Source organism: Amycolatopsis albispora (genome assembly GCF_003312875.1).
In the GTDB taxonomy this organism is placed as follows: Bacteria; Actinomycetota; Actinomycetes; order Mycobacteriales; family Pseudonocardiaceae; genus Amycolatopsis; species Amycolatopsis albispora.
On sequence record NZ_CP015163.1, the window covers coordinates 1,931,214 to 1,953,343 of the forward strand.

13 protein-coding genes are annotated in these 22,130 nt (G+C 70.0%); 8 read left to right on the forward strand and 5 right to left on the reverse strand.

Going from position 1 to position 22,130, the window contains the following annotated elements:
- Window positions 1-4: 4 nt before the first annotated feature.
- Window positions 5-1,828: an ABC transporter substrate-binding protein gene (locus A4R43_RS09070; RefSeq protein ID WP_113691913.1), complete on the reverse strand. Its 1,824-nt coding sequence runs from the start codon at window positions 1,826-1,828 to the stop codon at window positions 5-7.
- 167 nt (window positions 1,829-1,995) lie between these two features.
- Between A4R43_RS09070 and A4R43_RS09075 the strand changes: the two genes are divergently transcribed.
- From A4R43_RS09075 to A4R43_RS42620, 8 genes are all read left to right on the forward strand, one after another.
- Window positions 1,996-2,823, forward strand: a complete 828-nt coding sequence (locus A4R43_RS09075) for a M55 family metallopeptidase (RefSeq protein ID WP_113691914.1) — start codon at window positions 1,996-1,998, stop codon at window positions 2,821-2,823.
- A gap of 7 nt (window positions 2,824-2,830) precedes the next feature.
- Entirely contained in the window at window positions 2,831-4,132 is a 1,302-nt protein-coding gene (locus tag A4R43_RS09080) for a M20/M25/M40 family metallo-hydrolase (RefSeq protein WP_418190840.1), read from the forward strand.
- A 205-nt stretch (window positions 4,133-4,337) separates the two neighbouring features.
- Complete coding sequence (locus A4R43_RS09085) at window positions 4,338-8,639, forward strand: GH92 family glycosyl hydrolase (protein ID WP_113691916.1); 4,302 nt, start codon at window positions 4,338-4,340, stop codon at window positions 8,637-8,639.
- 250 nt (window positions 8,640-8,889) lie between these two features.
- Complete coding sequence (locus A4R43_RS09090) at window positions 8,890-12,138, forward strand: GH92 family glycosyl hydrolase (RefSeq protein WP_113691917.1); 3,249 nt, start codon at window positions 8,890-8,892, stop codon at window positions 12,136-12,138.
- Complete coding sequence (locus A4R43_RS09095) at window positions 12,135-14,234, forward strand: FUSC family protein (protein WP_113691918.1); 2,100 nt, start codon at window positions 12,135-12,137, stop codon at window positions 14,232-14,234. The genes A4R43_RS09090 and A4R43_RS09095 overlap by 4 nt, the downstream gene beginning before the upstream one ends.
- A 49-nt stretch (window positions 14,235-14,283) precedes the next feature.
- Window positions 14,284-15,273, forward strand: a complete 990-nt coding sequence (locus A4R43_RS09100; protein ID WP_113691919.1) for a malate dehydrogenase — start codon at window positions 14,284-14,286, stop codon at window positions 15,271-15,273.
- Between the two features lie 154 nt (window positions 15,274-15,427).
- Window positions 15,428-16,918: a peptide MFS transporter gene (locus A4R43_RS09105; RefSeq protein ID WP_113691920.1), complete on the forward strand. Its 1,491-nt coding sequence runs from the start codon at window positions 15,428-15,430 to the stop codon at window positions 16,916-16,918.
- An 82-nt stretch (window positions 16,919-17,000) separates the two neighbouring features.
- Window positions 17,001-17,153, forward strand: a complete 153-nt coding sequence (locus A4R43_RS42620; protein ID WP_162788383.1) for a hypothetical protein — start codon at window positions 17,001-17,003, stop codon at window positions 17,151-17,153.
- A gap of 65 nt (window positions 17,154-17,218) precedes the next feature.
- Here the strand turns inward: A4R43_RS42620 and A4R43_RS09110 are convergent, their stop codons facing one another.
- The 4 genes from A4R43_RS09110 to A4R43_RS09125 all read right to left on the reverse strand — a co-directional run bounded on the left by A4R43_RS09110 (window position 17,219) and on the right by A4R43_RS09125 (window position 22,046).
- A complete protein-coding gene (locus A4R43_RS09110; RefSeq protein WP_113691921.1) occupies window positions 17,219-19,270 on the reverse strand; it encodes a M3 family metallopeptidase in 2,052 nt (683 codons plus the stop codon).
- The gene (locus A4R43_RS09115; RefSeq protein WP_113691922.1) at window positions 19,267-19,980 is read right to left on the reverse strand and encodes a histidine phosphatase family protein; all 714 of its coding nucleotides are present in this window, start codon (window positions 19,978-19,980) and stop codon (window positions 19,267-19,269) included. Before A4R43_RS09115 ends, A4R43_RS09110 begins: the two co-directional genes overlap by 4 nt.
- 181 nt (window positions 19,981-20,161) lie before the next feature.
- Window positions 20,162-21,001 carry an undecaprenyl-diphosphate phosphatase gene (locus A4R43_RS09120; protein ID WP_113691923.1) on the reverse strand — a complete coding sequence of 280 codons (840 nt, stop codon included), beginning with the start codon at window positions 20,999-21,001 and terminating at the stop codon, window positions 20,162-20,164.
- Window position 21,002: 1 nt separating this feature from the next.
- A complete protein-coding gene (locus tag A4R43_RS09125; RefSeq protein ID WP_113691924.1) occupies window positions 21,003-22,046 on the reverse strand; it encodes an LLM class F420-dependent oxidoreductase in 1,044 nt (347 codons plus the stop codon).
- Window positions 22,047-22,130: the final 84 nt, after the last annotated feature.

The following is a 22,130-nucleotide window of genomic DNA, read 5'->3' on the forward strand; positions in this document are numbered from 1 at the left end:
GCTCCTATTCCTTGTCGTCGTCGGAGCCGGCGGCCTTGCCGCGCCGCGACACGCCGACGCCGATCAGCACCACCAAGAGGACCGCACCGGCGCCGATGGCGATCCACGCCCCGGTCGGCAGGCCGCCCGAGTCCGCCGCCGCGGCGTCCTCACCGGCGGGCACCGCACCGTAGAAGCTCCAGTACCCGCTCTGCTCCATCAGCGCGCCGTCGGCGACGGGCTGCTTGGTCAGCGACGAGAACTTGTCGGAACGGTAGGCCTCCAGCGCGTTCTTGTAGTCGAGCACCACGCTCGGCGCCTGGTCGTAGTAGCGGGCCTGGGCCTGCTTCGCGTACTCGGCGCGCTTCGGGATGTCGGTCTCGGCGGCCTGCAGCGCGTAGAGCCGGTCGTACTCGGGGTCGCAGAAGAACGCGTTGCTGCTGGTGCTGCCTGCCGTGGCGGGCAGCACCGAGCAGGTCTGCTTCGCCAGGATGTAGTCCGGGTCCGGGTTGGTGCCCCAGCCGGAGATCGCCAGGTCGTAGTTGCCAGCGGAGGTCGACTCGTCCACCTCGTTGTCCGACACCAGCTTCTCGATCACCTTGATGCCGATCTCACCGAGCCAGCCCGAGAGGTACTTGACCACGCGCTGGTCGTAGTCGCGGGTGGCGTGCCCGGTCAGCCGCAGCTCCAGGCGGCGGCCGTCCGGCCCGACGCGGACCCCGTCCGCGCCCTTCGGATAACCGGCCTGGTCCAGCGCGGCGTTCGCGGCGGCCAGGTCGAAGGTGTACTTCTCGGCCGGGCCCGGCTCGTAGTGGTAGGTCTTGAACACCGGCGGCACGATGCCGCCCGGCGCCTCGCCGTAACCGCCGAGCACCTTGTCGATGATGGTCGCCGGGTCGATCGCGCGGGCGATCGCCTTGCGCACCCGGACGTCCTTGAGCGCCGGGTGCCCGTCACCGATCGGCTGCCGGTCGAAGTTCTGCGCGCCCGGGTTGATCAGCAGCTCGTCGTACCGGCGGCCGACGGCTTTGTTCGTGGTGATGCCCGGCTTGTCCTTGAGCGAGTCGAACTGGGTGGCGGTGAGCCGGTTGATCAGGTCCACCTCGCCGTTGTTCAGCGCGTTGACCGCGGCGTCGGCGTTGTCGAATCGGACGAAGTGCAGCTCGTCGACCTTCGGCGCGCCACGCCAGTAGTGCTCGTTCGCCTTCATCTTGACCAGCTGGTTCGTCTGGTACTCGGTGATGGTGAACGGGCCGGAGCCCACGCCGACCTTCGCCACCGTGTCGGTCTCCGGCGAGGCCATGTCGGTCACGCCCGACCAGATGTGCTCGGGCACGATCGGCACGTCGAGCGCGGTCATCGAGGCCTGCGGCTTCTTCAGCGTGACGGTCAGCGTGCGGTCGTCGGGCGCGGTCACCGCCTGGAACTGCTCGACGAAGGTCCCGTTCGCCTCACGCGCGGCCGGGTCCGACATCATCCGGTTGAAGGTGAACGCGGCGTCGCGCGCGGTCAGCGGCTTGCCGTCGGACCACTTCGCGTCGCGGATCTTGAACGTCCAGGTCAGCCCGTCCGCCGAGGGCGTCCACGACTCGGCCAGCCCGGGCACGGGCAGGTTGTCCTCCGCCGAAGCCAGGGTGAGGAACTCCCAGGAGATCCGGCCGATCATCGCGGTGGAGGCGAAGCTCGCGGTGAACGGGTTCAGGTGGTCGATGGACTGGACCAAAGCCACCCGCAGCACGGTCGGCTGCTGTGCCTGCGCGGGCGCGGTGGCCAGCACCGGCGCGGCCACCAGCGCGGTGGCACCCAGCGCGGCCGCGCGCCGCCGCCAGGAGTTTCTCACTGCACGCATTCTCGCGATCCCCAATCGTCTAGCTCAGGCCCCGTCCCCGAAAGCCGAAAAGTAACCATTCACCGCCACCCGAAGTCAACGATTGCCGGTCGTTCATGCCAAGCCGTTACCCAACCAGGTGGGGGCGATGATGAACATCACTTGTGGCGAGGACTAGGTTGAACCCCATGCGGATCATGATCTCGGCCGACATGGAGGGTGCCACGGGGGTCACCTGGACCGACGACGTGGTCCCCGGAACCGAGCAGTGGCAACGATTCCGCAGGCTGTTCACCGGGGACGTCAACGCCGTGGCCGCCGGCCTGGCCGACGGCGGCGCGCGCGACCTGCTGGTGAACGAGGCCCATTCGTCCCAGCGCAACCTGCTGCTCGAAGAACTCGACCCGCGCGCCAGGATGCTCACCGGCAGGCACAAGCCGCTGTCGATGATGCAGGGCATCGACAGCGATGTGGACGGTGTGGTCTTCCTCGGTTATCACGCCGGGGCCGGCGCCGACGGCGTGCTTTCCCACACGTACCTGGAGAACCAGATCACCGGCGTGTGGCTCGACGGTGTGCACGCCAGCGAGGGCAGGCTCAACGCCGCGCTCGCTGCCGAATACGGCGTGCCGGTCCTCCTGGTCACCGGGGACGACAAGACCTGCGAGGACGCCGCGGACTACGCGCCGGGCGCGGAACTGGTCGCGGTGAAGGAATGCGTGAGCCGGTACGCGGCGATCTGCCTGCCCCCTTCGCGCACGGCCGAACTCCAGGCTGACGCGGCGAAGCGGGCGATGGCGCGCGCCGGGCGCGGGGAACCGTCGCCGCGTGGTCACCGCATCGAAGTGGAGTTCGACGCGAGCCACCTCGCGCAGGCGACCGCGGTCATCCCTACCGTGGACCAGGTCGGGGTCCGCCGCGTGGGCTTCGACGCGCCGAACATGACCGAAGCGATGAAGGCGTTCAAGGTGGTCACCGCGATCGCCGCGGGCGCGGTGCAGGGGAAGTATGGCTGAGGCGAACATGCTGGACCCGGTGTCGGTCTGCGCCGACCTGGTGCGGTTCGACACGACGAACCGGGGCAACGGGGATTCCGAGGGGGAACGGGACGCCGCCGAATACGTGGCGGGCCTGCTCACCGACGCCGGGCTGAGCCCGGAGATCTACGAGTCGGCGCCGGGACGGGCCAATGTGGTCGCCCGGGTCGCGGGCAGTGATCCGGCCCTGCCGCCGCTGCTGGTGCAGGGTCATCTCGACGTGGTGCCCGCCGACGCCGCCGACTGGAGCGTGCCGCCGTTCTCCGGTGAAGTGCGCGACGGTTTTCTCTGGGGCCGCGGTGCCACCGACATGAAGGACTTCTGCGCGATGGTCCTGTCCGTTGTGGACACCTTCGCGCGCGAGGGCAGGCGGCCGCGCCGCGATGTCGTGCTCGCCTTTGTCGCCGACGAGGAGGACCGCGGCGAGTACGGCGCGCACTGGCTGGTCGAGCGGCATCCGTCCCTTTTCGACGGTTGTGCCGCGGCGATCAGCGAATCCGGCGGCTACACCTACCACGTGCCCGCGGCCGACGGCCGGATCGTGCGGATCTACCCGGTCGGCGCGGCCGAGCGCGGGACCGCGCACCTGCGGCTGACCGCCCGCGGCCGCGCGGGCCACGGTTCCCGCCGCAACCACGAAAACGCCGTGGTGCGCTTGGTCGCCGCGCTGCACCGGATCGCCACGCACCAGTGGCCGGTGCACCTGACCCCCGCCGTGCGGGCGTTCATCGAGCAAACCGGCAAGGCGCTCGACGTCGAGGTCGATCTGTCCGATGTGGACGGAACGCTGGCGCGGCTGGGCCCGGCGGCGTCCCTGGTCGAGTCGACCGTGCGCAACAGCACCACGCCGACCATGCTCGACGCCGGCTACAAGGTGAACGTGATCCCCAGCGTGGCGCAGGCCCAGGTGGACACGCGCACGCTGCCCGGCACCGAGGCGGAGCTGCTGGCCACAGTGGACGAACTGCTCGGGCCGGACGTGACCAGGGAGTTCGTCGCGCACCAGGGCCCGGTGCAGGCGCCGGTGGACTCGCCGTGGTTCGACGCCATGGGCGCCGCGCTGCGGTCGCAGGACCCGGGCGCCGTGGTGGTGCCGTACTGCCTGGGCGGCGGCACGGACGCCAAGGCGTTCGCGAAGCTCGGCATCGACTGCTACGGGTTCGCGCCGCTGTGGTTGCCGCAGGGCTTCCACTACCGGGCGATGGCACACGGCGTCGACGAACGGGTCCCGGTGGAAGGCCTTCACTTCGGCACCCGCGTGCTGGACCACTTGTTCAGCCACTGCTGACCTTCCGCAGCTGTTTGCTCCCTTTGGCGGAAGGGGCTACGCGACCAAGCCGAGCCGTATAGGTCGTTATACACCGATCTCGGGTTTGTCTGATTTCGGACGGGAACCGGGCGCGTTCTTGACAACGATGTCACGGCGCGCTTACTTAACGAGGCGCCGTTCCGGCGGCGCCTCCCCTGCGACCCGCCCGGAACCTGGAGCAAAGATGCCCCGAAGCGTCCGACCACCGGTCTGCGCGCTGCTGTCCGCCGTGGTGCTCTCGGCTGGCCTGACCGCGGTCCCCTCCCCCGCCTTCGCCGCGCCCGCGCCCCCGCCCGACTTCCACTCCTCGTTCGAGCCCGGCGAACCGGCGCCCGACTGGACCGACACGGTGGACACCGGCCCCGACGGCAAGCCGAAGGCCCACGGGGTCAACGGCGCCAACGGCACCGCCGTCCCCGGTGACGTCCGCGGCAAGCTCACCGAGGCCACCGCCAGCAGCGAGAATCCCGAGGGCGGCGAGATCGCGCCCAACCTGGCCGACGGCAAGCCCGAATCGAAGTGGCTGTCGAAGAACCCGGCGGCCTGGGCGCAGTTCGCCATGACCGAGCCGGTGACGATCACCCGGTACGGCCTGACCTCGGCGAACGACTTCGCCGACCGCGACCCGCGGGACTGGAAGCTCCAGGGCTCCGCCGACGGCACCACCTGGACCGATCTCGACACCCAGACCGGCCAGGCGTTCAGCGAACGCTTCCAGCCCAAGGAGTACCGCCTGGCCGCCCCGGCCACCTTCCAGTACTTCCGGCTCGACATCACCAAGAACCACGGCGCCCCGCTGCTCCAGCTCGCCGAGCTGCTGCTGGCCAACGACGAACCGGCCCCGCCGCCGCTGCCCAACATGCGCAGCTTCCCCGACGGCGGCCCGACCGGCGGGTACACGAACAAGTCGCGTGCCGGGTACTCCGGCTCCCGCGCCTTCCGCTACTCGGGCACGCACACCGTCGACGGCCGCGGTTACTCCTACAACAAGATCTTCGACGTCGACCTGCCCGTCCACGACCACACCGAGCTGTCGTACAAGGTCTTCCCGGAGTTCTCCGGTGACGACCTCCGGTATCCCAGCACCCACGTCGCGGTGGACCTGGCCTTCACCGACGGCAGCTACCTCAGCGACCTCGGCGCGGCCGACCAGTACGGCTTCGCCCTGTCCCCCGCCGGTCAGGGCGCGGCCAAGTCGCTGTCGATCAACCAGTGGAACTCCGTGCGGTCGGCGATCGGCACGGTGGCCAAGGGCAAGGTGATCGACCGGATCCTGGTCGGCTACGACAACCCGGCCGGGCCCGCGCCGCTGCAGGGCTGGCTCGACGACATCCGCCTCGGCGCGGGCACACCCGCTCCCCCGGCGAACGCCCGCCCGAGCGACCACGTGCTGACCACGCGCGGCACGCACGCGAACTCGACCTTCTCGCGCGGCAACAACTTCCCGGCCACCGCGGTGCCGCACGGGTTCAACTTCTGGACCCCGGTGACCGACGCCGGTTCGACCAGCTGGCTCTACCGCTACCACGAAGCCAACAACGCGCAGAACCTGCCGACCGCGCAGGCGTTCAGCGTCAGCCACGAGCCCAGCCCGTGGATGGGTGACCGGCAGACCTTCCAGGTCCAGCCCTCGCTCGCCGCCGGTGTGCCCGACGCCAACCGCGACGCCCGTGAACTGGCGTTCAGGCACGAGAACGAGGAAGCCAAGGCGCACTTCTACGGCGTCCAGTTCGAGAACGGCATCAAGACCGAGCTGGCCCCGACCGATCACGCGGCGCTGTTCCGGTTCACCTTCCCCGGTGCCGACGCGAACCTGATCTTCGACAACGTGAACAACAACGGCGGCCTGACGCTGGACAAGGCGGCCGGCACGATCAGCGGGTTCTCCGACGTCAAGAGCGGGCTGTCGGCAGGCGCGGGCCGGTTGTTCGTCTACGCCGAGTTCGACAAGCCGGTGACCGCGGGCGACAAGCTGCCCGGCGAGGGCCGCGACAACGTGCGGGGTTACCTGCGCTTCGACACCGGCGGCTCGAAGACCGTGCAGATGCGCATCGCCACCTCGCTGATCAGCGTGGACCAGGCGAAGAAGAACCTGGAGCAGGAGATCGACCCGGGCGCGACGCTCGAATCGGTGCGTGACGCCGCGCAGGCGGCCTGGGATGAGAAGCTGCGGGTGATCGAGGTCGAGGGCGCCAGCGCCGACCAGCTCCAGACGCTCTACTCGAACCTGTACCGCCTGTTCCTCTACCCGAACTCGGGTTACGAGAACGTCGGCACCAAGCAGCAGCCGAAGATCCAGTACGCCAGCCCGGTCGCGCCGAAAACCGGCCCGGACACGCCGACGCACACCGGTTCGAAGCTGGTCGACGGCGAGATCTTCGTCAACAACGGCTTCTGGGACACCTACCGCACCACCTGGCCCGCGTACGCACTGCTCACGCCGACGATGGCCGGGAAGATGGTCGACGGGTTCACCCAGCAGTACCGCGACGGCGGCTGGATTTCGCGCTGGTCCTCCCCCGGTTACGCGAACCTGATGACCGGCACCAGCTCGGACGTGGCCTTCGCCGACGCGTATCTCAAGGGCGTGCGCAACTTCGACGTGCGCTCGGCGTACGACGCGGCGTTGAAGAACGCCAGCGTGACCCCGCCGAACGCGAGCGTGGGCCGCAAGGGCCTGGACACGTCGATCTTCCTCGGCTACACCTCGACCGCGACCGGCGAGGGCATGTCGTGGGGCATCGAGGGCTACGTCAACGACTTCGGCATCGCGAACATGTCGAAGCGGCTGTACGACGAAGCCCCGGCGGACGATCCGCGCAAGCAGGAGTTCCTGGAGAACTACGAGTACTTCACCAACCGCGCGCAGAACTACGTCAACCACTTCGACCCGTCGATCGGCTTCTTCCAGGGCAAGTCGCCCACGGGTGAGTGGCGGGTCCCGGCCGGTGCGTACGAACCCCGCGAGTGGGGTCACGACTACACCGAGACCAACGGCTGGAACATGGCCTTCACCGTGCCGCACGACGGCAACGGCCTGGCCAACCTCTACGGCGGCAAGGACGGGCTGGCCAAGAAGCTCGACGAGTTCTGGGCCACCCCGGAGACAGCCACCTTCCCGGGTTCGTACGGCGGCGTGATCCACGAGATGCGCGAGGCCAGGGACGTGCGGATGGGCCAGTACGGACACTCCAACCAGCCCTCGCACCACATTCCCTACATGTACAACTACGCCGGTCAGCCGTCGAAGACCCAGGAGAAGGTGCGCGAGGTGCTCTCGCGGCTGTACCTGGGCGGCGAGCTGGGCCAGGGTTACGCGGGCGACGAGGACAACGGCGAAATGTCCGCTTGGTACCTCTTCAGCGCACTGGGCTTCTACCCGCTGCAGATGGGCAAGGCGGACTACGCGATCGGCTCGCCGTTGTTCACCAAGGCCACGGTGAACCTGGAGAACGGCCGGAAGCTGGTGATCAACGCGCCGCAGAACAACGCGAAGAACGTCTACGTGCAGGGGCTGAAGGTCAACGGCAAGGAGCACACCTCCACGTCGCTGCCGCACGACCTGCTGGCGAACGGCGGCACGCTGGACTTCACCATGGGCCCGCAGCCGTCGGCCTGGGGCACCGGGCCGGGTGACGCGCCGGAGTCGATCACCGGTGGCACCGCGGTGGCCAGCCCGCTGCACGACCTGACCGGGCCGGGCAAGGGCACCGCGACGGCGGAGTCCGGGGACGTGAACGGGCTGTTCGACAACACCTCGGGCTCGGAGTCGAAGCCGGGTTCGTGGGTGCGGTACCAGCTGAACTCGGACAACGAGGCGGCGAGCTTCTACACGCTGACTTCGCCGAAGGGCGCTGGTGAGCCGGCGAGCTGGGTGCTGAAGGGCTCCTACGACGGCCAGACCTGGGCCGTGGTGGACGAGCGCAAGGACCAGACCTTCCAGTGGCGCCAGCACACGCGGGCGTTCAAGGCGGCCAAGCCGGGGCACTACACGCATTACCGGCTGGAGTTCACCGGCGGTGGTACCGCGCTCGCCGAGGTCGAACTGCTCGGCAAGCCGGACCCGGTGTGCACCACCACGGTCCGCGGGGAGCACCAGGGCGCGCTGGCCGTGACCAGCGGCGTGACCTGCGTCGACGGCGCGAACGTGCGCGGCCCGGTGACCGTGGCCGAGGGCGCCTCGCTGGTGGTCGACGGCGGTGCGATCAGCGGTCCGGTTTCGGCCTCGAAGGCCGGTTCGGTGCGGTTTGTCGGCACCAAGGTGACCGGGCCGATCTCGATCACCGGTTCCAGTGGCGCGGTCGCGCTGGAGCGCACCACGGTGTACGGCCCGGTGGAGATCAACGGCAACACCGGCCCGTCGGTGCTGGTCGCGGCGAACACCGTGCAGGGCCCGCTCAGCTGCGGCGGCAACACCCAGCCGGTGAACAACACCCTGGTGAACTCCGTGCGCGGCGCCGTCGCCGGGCAGTGCGCGGGGTTGTAGCGACCGCAGCTCAGCGGCGGAGCCGCTGGCGGTGGGCCGTCAACCCGCACCGGCGCGGGTTCTCAGGCGTCTTCTCGCGAGGACAGCTTCAACGTGGTGAATCGGCATTCATGAGTTGGAGATCCCGGAGCGAGAAGACGCCTGAGGTTCCGCCACCCGCACCGCCACGCAAACACTTCAACCCTCCAAGAGTCACGGCAACGCGGGCGGCGTCCGGTGAATCCGGGCGCCGCCCGTTAACGTGTGCCCCATGCCCGATCAGCCGACCGAGTTCTTCTCGTCCTTCGAGCACGGCGACCCCGCGCCCGGCAGCGGCGACCGGCTCCGCGTCCACGTCGGCGGTGGCCCGGCGAACGCGCCGGCGGCCAAGCCGGGCGCGGGCTTCAGCGGACTGGCCGCGCTCGCCTACCGCACCGAGGTGGCCGGGCAGGCGAGGACCGGGCTGTTCCGCACCGACCTGCTCATCACCGAGCGCAGCGAACTGTCCTATGTGGTGTTCCCAGAGGCCGATCCGGCCTGGCGCGCCACCTTCGTCGCCATCGACATCGAGTTCGACGACGGCACCACGCTCGCTTCGCTGCGGCTGCTCGACCAGCACGGCTTCGAGGTCACCGCGAAGGCGCAGGGCCTGGCCAAGAAGCTGTACCTGGACCAGTGGAACCTCATCCGCTGCTCACTCGCCGCCGCGGCGGGCAAGCGGGCGAAGGCGATCCTGCTGACCACCGAGGTGCCCGAGGGCGGCGGCGAGGTCTCCGGCTGGCTCGACGACGTGCGGATCACCGAAGTCCCCGAACGCACCGAGGTGGAGCCGGTCGACCGCGTGCGCACCACCCGCGGCACGCATTCGGCGAACAACCGCTCACGCGGCAACAACATCCCGGCCACCGCGCTCCCCCACGGCTTCAACTTCTGGACCCCGGTGACCGACGCCGGTTCGACCACCTGGGTGTACGAGTACCACCGGCGCAACAACGGCGCGAACCGCCCGGCGCTGGAGGCGTTCGGGCTGAGCCACCAGCCCAGCCCGTGGATGGGCGACCGGCACACCTTCCAGGTCATGCCGCGCGTCGGCGAGCTGACCGTGGACCGCCAGGCCAGAGCGCTCGCCTTCGAGCACGCCAACGAGCTGGACCGGCCGTACCACTACCGGGTGCGCTTCGACAACGGGATCACCGGCGAGATCGCGCCCGCCGACCACGCCGCCATGCTGCGGTTCACCTTCCCGGCCGGCGAAGCGCACCTGATCTTCGACAACGCGGCCAACCGCGGCGGGCTCCGGTTGCGGTCGGACGGCACGGTCACCGGGCACACCTGGGTCCGCAGCAGGCTGTCCGTGGGCGCGCGCCGGATGTACGTCTACGGCAAGGTCGACCGCCCGGTGAAGGCCGCGCGCAAGGTGCGCAACCCGCCGTGGCGCACGGTCACCGGCCACCTGAGCTTCGACGTCGGCGAGCAGGAGGCGGTGACCCTGCGGATCGCCACCTCCCTGATCAGCCTGCGGCAGGCGCGGCACAACCTCGAACTGGAGATCCCGGACGGCACCACCTTCGAGGCGGTGCGCGATCACGCGCGCGAGGAGTGGCGGAAGGTGCTGGGGCGCTTCGAGATCGAAGGCGCCAGCGAGGACCAGCTCACCACGTTCTACTCGAACCTGTACCGGCTCTACCTGTATCCGAACTCCGCGCACGAGAACACCGGTACCGCGGCGGCCCCGGCCTACCGGCACGCCAGCCCGGTCATCCGGTCGGCCCGGCTGAGCACGCGCCGCCGCACCGGAGCCAAGGTGCTCGACGGCCCGATGGTGGTGAACAACGGCTTCTGGGACACCTACCGCACCACGTGGCCCGCGTACGCGTTGTTCAGCCCGGAACGCTGCGGGCAGCTGGCCGAGGGTTTTGTGCAGCAGTACCGCGAGGGCGGCTGGATCTCGCGCTGGTCCTCTCCCGGTTACGCGAACCTGATGACCGGCACCAGCTCGGACGTCGCCTTCGCCGACGCCTACCTCAAGGGCGTGCGCAACTTCGACGGCGAGGCCGCCTACGACGCCGCGCTGAAGAACGCCACGGTGACGCCACCGGCGAAGAACGTCGGCCGCAAGGGGCTCGACGAGTCGATCTTCCTCGGCTACACGCCGGTGTCCACACCGGAGGGTCTGTCGTGGGCGCTGGAGGGCTGCATCAACGACTTCGGCATCGCGAACCTTTCGCGGGCGCTGTACGAAGCCGCCCGCGACGACCACCCGCGCAAGCAGGAGTACCTGGACAACCTGCGGTACTTCACCAGCCGCGCGCTGCACTACGTCCACCACTTCGACAAACGCGTCGGCTTCTTCCAGGGCCGCGACTCCGCCGGTGGCTGGCGGTGGAGCCCCGAGCAGTACGACCCGGCCGTGTGGGGCTTCGACTACACCGAGACCAACGGCTGGAACATGGCCTTCACCGCCCCCCACGACGGCAACGGGCTGGCGAACCTGTTCGGCGGGCGCAAGAAGCTCGAGTCCGCTTTGGACACCTTCTTCGCCACCCCGGAGACCGGGCTCAAACCGGGTTCCTACGGCGGCATCATCCACGAGATGACCGAGGCCAGGGACGTCCGCCTCGGCCAGTACGGGCATTCGAACCAGCCGTCGCACCACATCCCGTGGATGTACCTGCACGCCGGGGCCCCGGCCAAGGCGCAGGCGATCGTGCGCGAGGTATTGCTGCGCTGCTACCTCGGCAGTGAGATCGGCCAGGGTTATCCCGGCGACGAGGACAACGGCGAGATGTCGGCGTGGTACCTGTTCGCCGCACTCGGCCTCTACCCGCTGGCCATGGGCAGCCCGTCCTATGTGCTCGGTGCGCCGTTGTTCACCAAGGCCACCGTGCACCTCGACAACGGCGAGCAGCTGGTGATCAACGCGCCGGGCAACACGGCGTCCACGGCCTACGTGCGCGGGCTGACGGTCAACGGCGAGCCGTACTCGAAGACGCACATCCCGCACGAAACGCTGGCCAAGGGCGCGGTGCTCGACTTCGACCTGGCCGAGGAGCCCGGCGACTGGGGCACCGGCGAGGACGACCTGCCGCCCTCGATGACCACCGGTGAGCTGCCCGCCGCGCCGCTCGCCGACCTCCCCGGCACCGGCCGGTCCGCGGACAACGACGTGACCCAGCTGTTCGACAACACCAGCCGCACGCAGGTCAACTTCGGCACCGCCACGCCCACCGTCGAGTTCACCGTGGACGGTGCGCCGAGGCCGGTTCTGCTGTACACGCTGACTTCCGGGCTCGGTGAGGGCGACCCGTCGTCGTGGGTGCTGGAAGGCTCCGACGACGGCGAGTCGTGGAGAACGCTCGACGAGCGCCTCGGCCAGGTGTTCCGCTGGCGCCGCCAGACCCGGCCGTTCTCGCTGGCCGAGCCCGCTGCCTGCCGTCACTACCGGCTGCGCGTCACCGCGGGCACGGACCGGCGGATCAGCCTGGCGCAGTGGGAGCTGCTCGGGAGCGGCCCGGCATGATCGTCCGGCTCACCGAGTTCGGCGCGGCGGCACGCGACCGGTTCGTCGCCTCCGACCCCGGCTTCGGCCGGTTGCGCCTGGCCCTGTCCGCGATCTTCGGCATCGTGCTGACCGTGCTGGTGCTGCTGCCGTTCGGGCAGCCGCTGACGGTGGTGATGGTCGGCGCGATCGGCGCGATGATGAGCGCGTTCACCGTGCACGAGGAGACCACCGGCCAGGATCTGGTGACGTTGCTGCTGGTGCTGGTCACCGGCGCGGTGTCGCTGACGCTGGCCAGCCTCGGCGCCTCGCTGCCGCCGCTGGACAGCGTGGTTTTTGTGCTGCTGATCTTCGTCGCGGTCTACGCGCAGCGCTGGGGCGCACGCGGCATCGCGCTCGGCTCGGCCACCTTCTTCCTGTTCTTCTTCGCGATGTTCCTGCAGACGCACGTCGCGCAGGTGCCCGCGCTGCTGGGCGCGCTGTTCGCCGGGATCGCGTCGAACGCCTTCCTCCGGCTGGTGGTGTTCCCCCGCCGCCCGGCCAAGGAACTGCTGCGGGTGCGGCGGGCCTTCCGGGCGCGCCTCGCGGCGGTCATCCGGGCCGCGCAGGCGTACCTGGAAGCGGGCGGGCGCAACGACAAGCAGCTGCGCACCGCGGCGAACCGGATGCACGAGTGCGTGCTGATGGTCGAGGACGTCGCGCCCGACGTGGTGGACGAACGCGCGGTCGGCGTGCTGCGGCGGCGGGCGATCGAGGTGGAGCTGGCCGTCGAGTGGCTGGTGATCACGCTGCGCCGCACCGCCGCGGAAGACCTCGACGACGAGACCAGGGCGGACCTGATCGCCGCGCTGCGCCGGTTCGGCTCGCTGATCGGCCGTGACCCGCGTGAGCTGCCGGTGATCAGCGACTCGGCCGAGTTCAGCCAGATGCTGGTGGCGGGCAGCCGGATCGGCGAGCACGCCCGGCCGGGTGACGAGCTGCGGCACGCCATCGCGGAACTGGCCATCGCCGACGTGAACGCGCAGCGCGTCGCGGAGAACGACGAGCTGCCACCCGAAGAAGGCGACGAAGGCGAGGAAGCCGAGCGCAAGGCGGTCTTCACCTACGACAACCAGACCAGGAGCGCCATCCAGGCCGTCGTCGGCGGCGGGCTGGCGGTGCTCGGCGGCGAGCTGGTGTCCCCGCAGCGCTGGTACTGGGCCGTGCTCACCGTTTTCGTGGTGTTCCTCGGCTCGGCGACCGCGGGCGCGACCTTCGTCAAGGGCATGCGGCGCCTGGTCGGCACGCTCGTCGGCATCTTCGGCGGTGTGCTCGCGGCGCTGCTGGTGGTCGGCAACGCGCCAGCCACGCTCGCGCTGCTGCTGGTCTGTGTGTTCGGCATGGTCTACTTCTCGCGCGTGTCGCAGACGATCATGGCCTTCTTCATCACCGCCATGCTCGGGCTGCTGTACAGCCTGCTGGGCACGTTCACCTTCGAGGTGCTGTGGATCCGGCTCGCCGAGACCGCGGTGGGCGCGGCCGCCGGCATGCTCGCCGCGGTGGTGATCGTGCCGGTGCGCACGCGCTCGGTGATGCTCGACGACATCGCGACCACGCTGGAGGACCTGCGTGCCTTCCTGGACCGCGCCGGCGAGCTGCTGTCCGGACGTGAGAATGTCAACATCATCGAGCTGTCCCGCAGCCTGGACCGCGACGTCGACCAGGTGCGCCGCACCATCGAGCCGCTCACCCATCCGGTGAACGTCAGCACCGCGCGGCGCGACCTCGGCTGGCACGTGCAGGGCACGCTGGAGTCCATCGCCTTCCGGGCACGGCACGTCGCCGCCCGCGCGCAACCGGGCATGTTCGCCGGTGACGAGCGGCTGCCCGAAGTGCTCGGCGGCATCACGCGCAAGGTGGACACCCTGCTCGAAGTGGTGCGCGAGCCCGCGGGAGCCGATCGCAGGCAGCTCGAACGGGCGACCGGGCTGCCGCCCGGCGAGTGCGCCGGTGACGCCACCCGGCGGTCGCTGCTGTCCAGCTTGGACCAGCTCGACGCCGAGCTGGTGGCGCTCGGGAACGCCTTCGGCGTGCGGCGTGACAAGACGCACCCCGACGGCGGTTACGGAGAGGGATAACATCGCTCGCACAAAGCCATGAGCCAACGCTGTCTGCAGGAGAATCGTGATGACCCAAGCCCCTGTCAACGTCACCGTCACCGGCGCGGCCGGCCAGATCGGGTACGCGCTGCTCTTCCGCATCGCGTCCGGTCAGCTGCTCGGCCCGGACACCCCGGTGCGACTGCGGCTGCTGGAGATCCCGCAGGCGGTGAAGGCGGCCGAGGGCACCGCGCTGGAACTCGAGGACGGCGCCTTCCCGCTGCTGGCCGGCACGGACATCTTCGACGACGCCAAGCAGGCCTTCTCCGGCGCCAACGTGGCGCTGCTGGTCGGCGCGCGCCCGCGTACCAAGGGCATGGAGCGCGGTGACCTGCTCGAGGCCAACGGCGGCATCTTCAAGCCGCAGGGCGAGGCGATCAACGCCGGTGCCGCCGACGACATCAAGGTGCTGGTGGTGGGCAACCCGGCCAACACCAACGCGCTGATCGCCCAGGCCCACGCGCCGGACGTACCGGCGGACCGCTTCACCGCGATGACCCGCCTGGACCACAACCGCGCGCTGGCGCAGCTGTCGAAGAAGCTCGGCGTGCCGGTGTCGGAGATCAAGAAGCTGGCCATCTGGGGCAACCACTCGGCCACCCAGTACCCGGACATCTTCCACGCCGAGGTGGCCGGCAAGAACGCCGCCGAGGCGGTCAACGACGAGGCGTGGCTGAGCGACACCTTCATCCCGACCGTCGCCAAGCGCGGCGCGGCGATCATCGAGGCGCGCGGCGCGTCGTCGGCCGCTTCGGCCGCGTCCGCCGCCATCGACCACGTCTACACCTGGGTCAACGGCACCCCGGAGGGTGACTGGACCTCGGCCGCGGTGGTCTCCGACGGTTCCTATGGCGTGCCGGAGGGCCTCATCTCGTCCTTCCCGGTCACCGCCCGCGACGGCAAGTACGAAATCGTGCAGGGCCTGGAGATCAACGAGTTCTCCCGCACCCGCATCGACGCCTCGGTGCAGGAGCTCATCGAGGAGCGCGACGCGGTGAAGAAGCTCGGCCTCATCTGAGCCAACGCTATGAATGTGGCTTTCATTGCGTCTCACGCTATGAAAGCCACATTCATGGCATCGGGCCCGTTAGTCCACTGTGGACATTTGACCGCCCGGGCCGCCCCCGTCTAGCGTGCCGCGGACGTACGACGTCCGGCGGAACGGGAGATCGGTGGCACGCTCGCTGACGGGAACGGGGTCCGCGCGCGGCTTCTTCGGGCATCCGCCCGGACTGGCCACGCTCTTCTTCACCGAGGCGTGGGAGCGGTTCTCCTACTACGGCATGAAAGCCATCCTGCTGTACTACATGTACGACAGGGTGAGCGAAGGCGGGCTCGGCCTGCCGAGCGACACCGCGCGGTCGCTGGTCGCGGTGTACGGCGCGGCGATCTACCTGGCCGCCATCGGCGGCGGCTGGCTCACGGACCGGGTGTTCGGCACCGTCCGCGCCACCCTCTACGGCGGCGTGCTGATCATGTGCGGGCACATCTGCCTCGCGCTGCCCGCCGGTACCACCGCGCTGTACCTGTCGATGGTGTTCATCGTGCTGGGCACCGGCCTGCTCAAGCCGAGCATCTCCACTTCGGTCGGGCAGCTCTACTCCCCCGGTGACGAACGCCGCGACTCCGGCTTCACCATCTACTACACCGGGATCAGCGCCGGCGCGCTGCTCGCCCCGCTGGCGGTGGGCACGCTCGGCGAGAAGTACGACTACCACCTCGGCTTCGGCCTCGCCGCCGTCGGCATGGCGGTCGGCCTGGTGGTGTTCATGCGTGGCCGCGGCCGCCTCGGCGAGCGGGGCACCCGGCCGGAGAACCCGCTGCGGTGGCGCGAAATCTCCGCCGCCCGGCGCCGATGGGTCACCGCGGTCGGGGCGGCGCTGGGCCTCGCCGTGGTGATCACGGCGGCGACCGGCACCCTCACCGCCACGCTGGTGATCAACACGATCAGCCTGCTCGCCATCGCCCTGCCGGTCGGCTACTTCACCATGATGCTGCGCAGCCCGCGCACGACTCCAGCCGAGCGGACGCGGGTGCTGGCCTACCTCCCGCTGTTCCTGGCTGCCGTGTGCTTCTGGATCATCCAGGAGCAGGGCGCCACCGTGCTGGCCGAGCACGCGCAGGAGAGCACGGACCTCGGCGCCTTCGGCTTCACCATCCCGGCGTCGTGGTTCCAGTCGGTCGGCTCGCTGGTGCTGATCCTCATCGCGCCGGGCTTCGCGGTGCTGTGGGTCCGGCTGGCGCGACGCGCGAAGCAGCCCTCGACGGCCGCCAAGTTCAGCTTCGGGCTGGTGGTCGCCGGGCTGTCCTACGCGCTACTGGTCATCCCGACGCTCGGCTCCGGGCTGACCCACCCGCTCTGGCTGGTCGCGAGCTTCGCGCTGGTCACCGTGGGCGAGGTGTGCCTGTCCCCGATCGGCATGTCGGCCACCACCCGGCTGGCGCCCGCGGCCTTCGCCACGCAGACGATGGGCCTGTGGATCGCCTCGAGCGCGGCGGGCCAGGGCATCTCCGCGCAGCTCGTCGGGTGGTACAGCCGCGACACCGCGCCGCAGTACTTCGGGGCCATCGGCCTCTCGGCGGTTGTGCTGGGCGTGCTGCTGCTGGTGGCGGCGAAGGTGTTCCGCCCGCTGCGCGTCACCTCGGCTACGCCATCCGGGTAGCACCTGGCGTTAACTGTGACAGCGATCGGTCTGATGTCACAGAATGCCGGGGTTGGTTGTTCGAGCACTGGGAGGCGTGCGCATGAAGAGGATTCTCACCGGCCTGCTGCTGGCAGGCATGGTCGCGCTCGGCGGACTCGCCATGGGTGGGGCGGCCTCGGCCGCGACCGCCGTCGAGTACGGCGGTGGCGGCGGCAACGAGTGGAGCATCACCCCGGACGCCTGGGACTGGTAGCCAGGGGGAAAGGCGGTGGCTCCCCCGGTTTCACGAGGGAGCCACCGCCGACCGCCGAGCCCGCGTTACGCGCCGGTCAGGCCACGGCGCTTGAGCAGCGGCTCGATCTCCGGGTCCCGGCCGCGGAAGTTCCGGAACGCGGTCATCGGGTCGATGCTGCCGCCCCGGCCGAGCAGCTCCCGGCGGAAGTGGTCACCGTTGGCGCGCGTCAGCCCGCCGTTCTCCCGGAACCACTCCACGCTCTCCGCGTCCAGCACCTCGCTCCAGATGTAGGAGTAGTAACCCGCGCTGTACCCGCCGCTGAAGATGTGCGCGAAGTACGAACTCTGGTACCGCGGCGGCACCGTCGGCACCGCCACCCCGGCCTTGCGCAGCGCCTCCGCCTCGAACGCCGCGGCGTCGGTGATCCGGTCTTCCGCGCTGATCGTGTGCCACGCCTGGTCCAGCAGCGAAGCCGCCAGGTACTCGGTGGTCGAGTAGCCCTCGCCGTACTGCTGCGACTCCAGCAGCTTGTCCACCAGGTGCTGCGGCAGCGGCTCCCCGGTGCGGTGGTGCTTGGCGTAGTTGGCCAGCACCTCCGGCCACAGCATCCACATCTCGTTGACCTGAGAGGGGTATTCGACGAAGTCACGCGGCACGTTCGGCCCGGAGAACTTCGGGTACCGCACGTCCGAGAGCAGCCCGTGCAGCGCGTGCCCGAACTCGTGGAAGGCCGTGACCACCTCGTCGAAGGTGAGCAGCGTCGGCTCCCCCTCCGGCGGGCGGATGATGTTCAGGTTGTTCACCACCACCGAGCGCTCGCCCCGCAGGCGCGCCTGCTCGACGAAGTTGTTCATCCACGCGCCGCCGCGCTTGGAGTCCCGCGCGTAGTAGTCGCCGAGGAACAGGCCGAGCCCGGTGCCGTCGGCGTCGAAGACCTCGAAGATCCGCACCTCGGGGTGGTACTTCGGCAGGTCGTGCCGCTCGGTGAAGCTGAGCCCGTACAGCTTCGACGCGGCGAAGAACACGCCGTCGACGAGCACCCGCTCCAGCTCGAAGTAGGGCCGCAGCGCCGCCTCGTCGATGTCGAACCGCGCCTTGCGCACCTTCTCCGCGTAGAACGCCCAGTCCCACGGCTCCAGGGAGAACTCGCCGCCCTCGGCGTCGATCTGCTGCTGCAGTTCCAGCGCTTCGGCGTTGGCGTTGGTGACCGCCGCCGGCGCGAGCCGCTCCAGCAGGCCCATCGCGGCGTCGGCGGTGCGCGCGGTCTCGTCGGAGATGACGTACGCGGCGTGGTTCGGATAACCCATCAGCGCCGCGCGCTCGGCCCGCAGGTGCGCGATCTTGATGATCAGCTCGGAGTTGTCGTGCTCGTTGCCGCGCTTGCCCCGCGACACCGACGCGCCGTGCAGCCGCTCGCGCAGCGCGCGGTTTTCCAATGAGGACAACGCGGGCTGCTGCGTGGGCAGGCTCAGCTTGAGCACGTACTGGCCGTCCAGCCCGCGTGACTTCGCCGCTTCGGCGGCCGCGGCGATGGTGTCCGCCGACAGCCCGGCCAGCTCCTCCTCGGTGTCGACCACCACGGCGAGGTCGTTACCCTCGGCGAGCAGGTTCTCCTGGAACCGCGTGCTCAACGTGGACAGCTCCTCGTTCAGCGCGCGCAGCCTGTCCTGCTCGGCCTCACCCAGCGCGGCGCCCGCGCGCACGAAGTCCACGTGGTAGCGCTCCAGCAGCCACGCCGATTCCGGGTCGAGGTCGAGCGAATCCCGCTTCTCGTACAGCTCGGTGATCCGCGCGAACAGCTTCTTGTCCAGGTGGATCGCGTCCCGGTGGGCGGAGAGCTTCGGCGCGATCTCCGCCTGCAGCTGCTGCAGTTCCGGGGTGGTGTCCGACGAGGTCAGGTTGAAGAACACCATCGAGACCCGGCCCAGGAGCTCGCCGGAGCGTTCCAGGGCGACCACGGTGTTGTCGAAGGTCGGCGGTTCCGGGTTGTCCGCGATCGCGCGCACCTGCTCGACCTGCTCGGCGATCCCGGCTTCGAAGGCGGGCCGGTAGTGCTCCTCGGCGATCCGGTCGAACGGCGGCAGGCCGTAGGGCAGCTCGCTCGGGCTGGCGAACGGGTTGTCCGGAGAGATCATGCGCGGCCCTTCCGACCAGTCGAACCCCCGATGACGGCATCGGAGGACTTCTTGTCCTTCTTACCCCGCTTCGGCTTCGGCGGCACGAGGCCGCTCAGGTCACCGCCGTTGTCGTTGACCCGGACCACGAACGGCCGCGTCTCGGTGTAGGTGACCACGGAGAGCGAACCGGGGTCCACCACGATGCGCTGGAACGAGTCCAGGTGCTGCCCCAGCGCGTCGGCGATGAGCGACTTGAGCACGTCGCCGTGGCTGCACAGGAGCCACACCGCGTGGTCGCCGTGTGCCGCGGTGATCCGCGCGTCGTGCTCGCGCACCGCCTCGACCGCCCTGGCCTGCATCGCGGCCAGTCCCTCGCCGCCGGGGAACACCGCGGCCGACGGGTGCGCCTGCACCACCCGCCACAGCGGTTCCGAGGTGAGGTCCTTGATCGCCCGCCCGGTCCAGTCGCCGTAGTCCACTTCGGACAGCCGGGCGTCCACCACCCGCTCCAGCCCCTGCGCGGCGACCAGCGGCGCGACGGTCTGCTTGCAGCGCAGCATCGGCGAGACCACCAGCCCCGACAGCGGGATCCCGGCCAGGCGCCCGGCCAGTGCCTCGGCCTGCGCCCGGCCGGTTTCGTCGAGTCCGACCTTCGGCGTGCGCCCGGCCAGCACACCCGACCCGTTCGCGGTCGAGCGGCCGTGCCGCAACAGGATCACAGTGCCCACGGCGCCAGCCTAGGCGCTGCCCGGCGTGTCTGGTCGATGGGCTTCGGGATCCAGGTGGTTCCCGGCGGTGCGGGCGGATCGCCCTCGTACTGGACCGTACTCGGGCGGTCCGCCCGTGCCGCCGGGGGCCGCTTGGGCGCGAAGAGCGCGAGCTTGACTCGCCGGGCAGCGCCTAGATCACTCAGTGACCAGCGGGGCCCGCGTTGGGGTCGAGGACGCCGCCGAAGATCAGGCCGAACAGCACCAGGCCGAGCACGATCCGGTAGATCACGAACGGCAGGAAGCTCCGCTTCTTGATGTAGCTCATCAGCCAGGCGATCACCAGGTAGCCCACGCCGAACGCGACCAGCGTGGCCAGGATCGTCGGCCCCCACTCCGGGCTGTTCTCGCCGCCGACGTCCTTCAGCTTGAACAGGCCCGAGGTGAACACCGCGGGCAGCGCGAGCAGGAACGAGTACTCCGCCGCCTCCGGGCGCTGGTACCCCATCAGCCGCCCGGCGCTGGTGGTGCCGCCCGACCGCGACACGCCCGGGATCAGCGCGAGCGCCTGCGCGAACCCGAAAGCCAGGCCGTGCTTGACGGTCAGGTGGTCCAGCGTGCGCTCGTTCTTGCCGTAGGTGTCGGCCAGCCACAGGATCACGCCGAACACGATCAGCATGGTCGCGGTGATCCGCAGGTCGCGGAACGAGCTGTCGATCTGGTCCTGCAGCAGCAGCCCGAGCACGCCGATCGGCAGCGTGCCGACGATGATCAGCCAGCCGAGCCGGGCGTCCGGGTTGTCCCGCCACTCCGGCTTGTACAGCGAGTAGAACCAGCCGGTGAGGATCCGGCCGATCTTCTTCGCGAAGTAGAGCACCACCGCCAGCTCGGTGCCGATCTGCGTGACCGCGGTGAACGCGGCGCCCGGGTCGTCCCAGCCCGCCAGCGCGGCGGTCACGCGCAGGTGCGCGCTCGAGGAGATCGGGAGGAACTCGGTCAGGCCCTGGACCAGGCCGAGCACCAGCGCTTCGAACCAGCTCACGTCAGCTCCCCGCCAGCTCGATGGCTTCGGCGGCCACGTCGAGCGCGTTCCGCCGCGCGTCGGCGTCCCCGTCGTACGGCGCCACCGTGAGAGTGGTCACGCCCGCTTCGGCGAAAGCCGCCATCTTCTCCGCGATCCGCTCCTTCGGGCCGAGCAGCGCGGTGGCGTCGAGGAACTCCAGCGGCACCGCGGCCATCGCCCCGGCGTAGTCCTTGGCCAGGTACTTCTCCTGGACCTCGGCCGCCTCGGCCTCGAAGCCCATGCGGCAGGCGAGCTGGTTGTAGAAGTTCTTGTCCCGGCTGCCCATGCCGCCGATGTAGAGCGCGGCGTACGAGCGCACGGCGTCCGCGCAGGCGGTCCAGTCGTCCCCGACCACCAGCGGCACGGTCGGCGCGATGTCGAGGTCGGCGAGCGAACGCCCGGCCTTCTCAGCACCGGCACGCAGGTGCTTCAAGTGCTCCTCGGCGTGGGCCGGGGAGAAGAACACCGGCAGCCAGCCGTCGGCGATCTCGCCGGTCAGCTCGAGGTTCTTCGGGCCGATCGCGGCCAGGTAGGTGGGGATGTGCTCGCGCACCGGGTGCACGGTCAGCGCCAGCGCCTTGCCCGGCCCGTCGGGCAGCGGCAGCTGGAAGTGCCTGCCGTCGTACCGGACGCGTTCGCGGCGCAGCGCCATCCGCACGATCTCCACGTACTCCCGGGTCCGGCCCAGCGGCGAGCCGAAGCGCACCCCGTGCCAGCCTTCGGAGACCTGCGGCCCGGACACGCCGAGGCCGAGGCGGAACCGGCCGCCGGACAGCGTGTCCAGCGTGGCGGCGGTCATCGCGGTGGTGGCCGGCGTGCGGGCCGGGATCTGCAGCACCGCGCTCCCCACGTCGATCCGCGAAGTCTGCGCGGCGATCCAGGCCAGCACGGTGGGGGCGTCCGAGCCATAGGCTTCGGCGGCCCACACCACGGCGTAGCCCAGTTCGTCGGCGTGTTTGGCGAGTGTGAGGTTGGCCGCGTCGTTGCCGGCGCCCCAATATCCGAGGTTCAGTCCCAAGCGCACGGGGCCCGACCCTAAACCGGGGGATGATCACCGCGACACGCGCCTTCGTAAAGGTTCGCGGCGGCGGGTTGGTTAGGCTGCGCG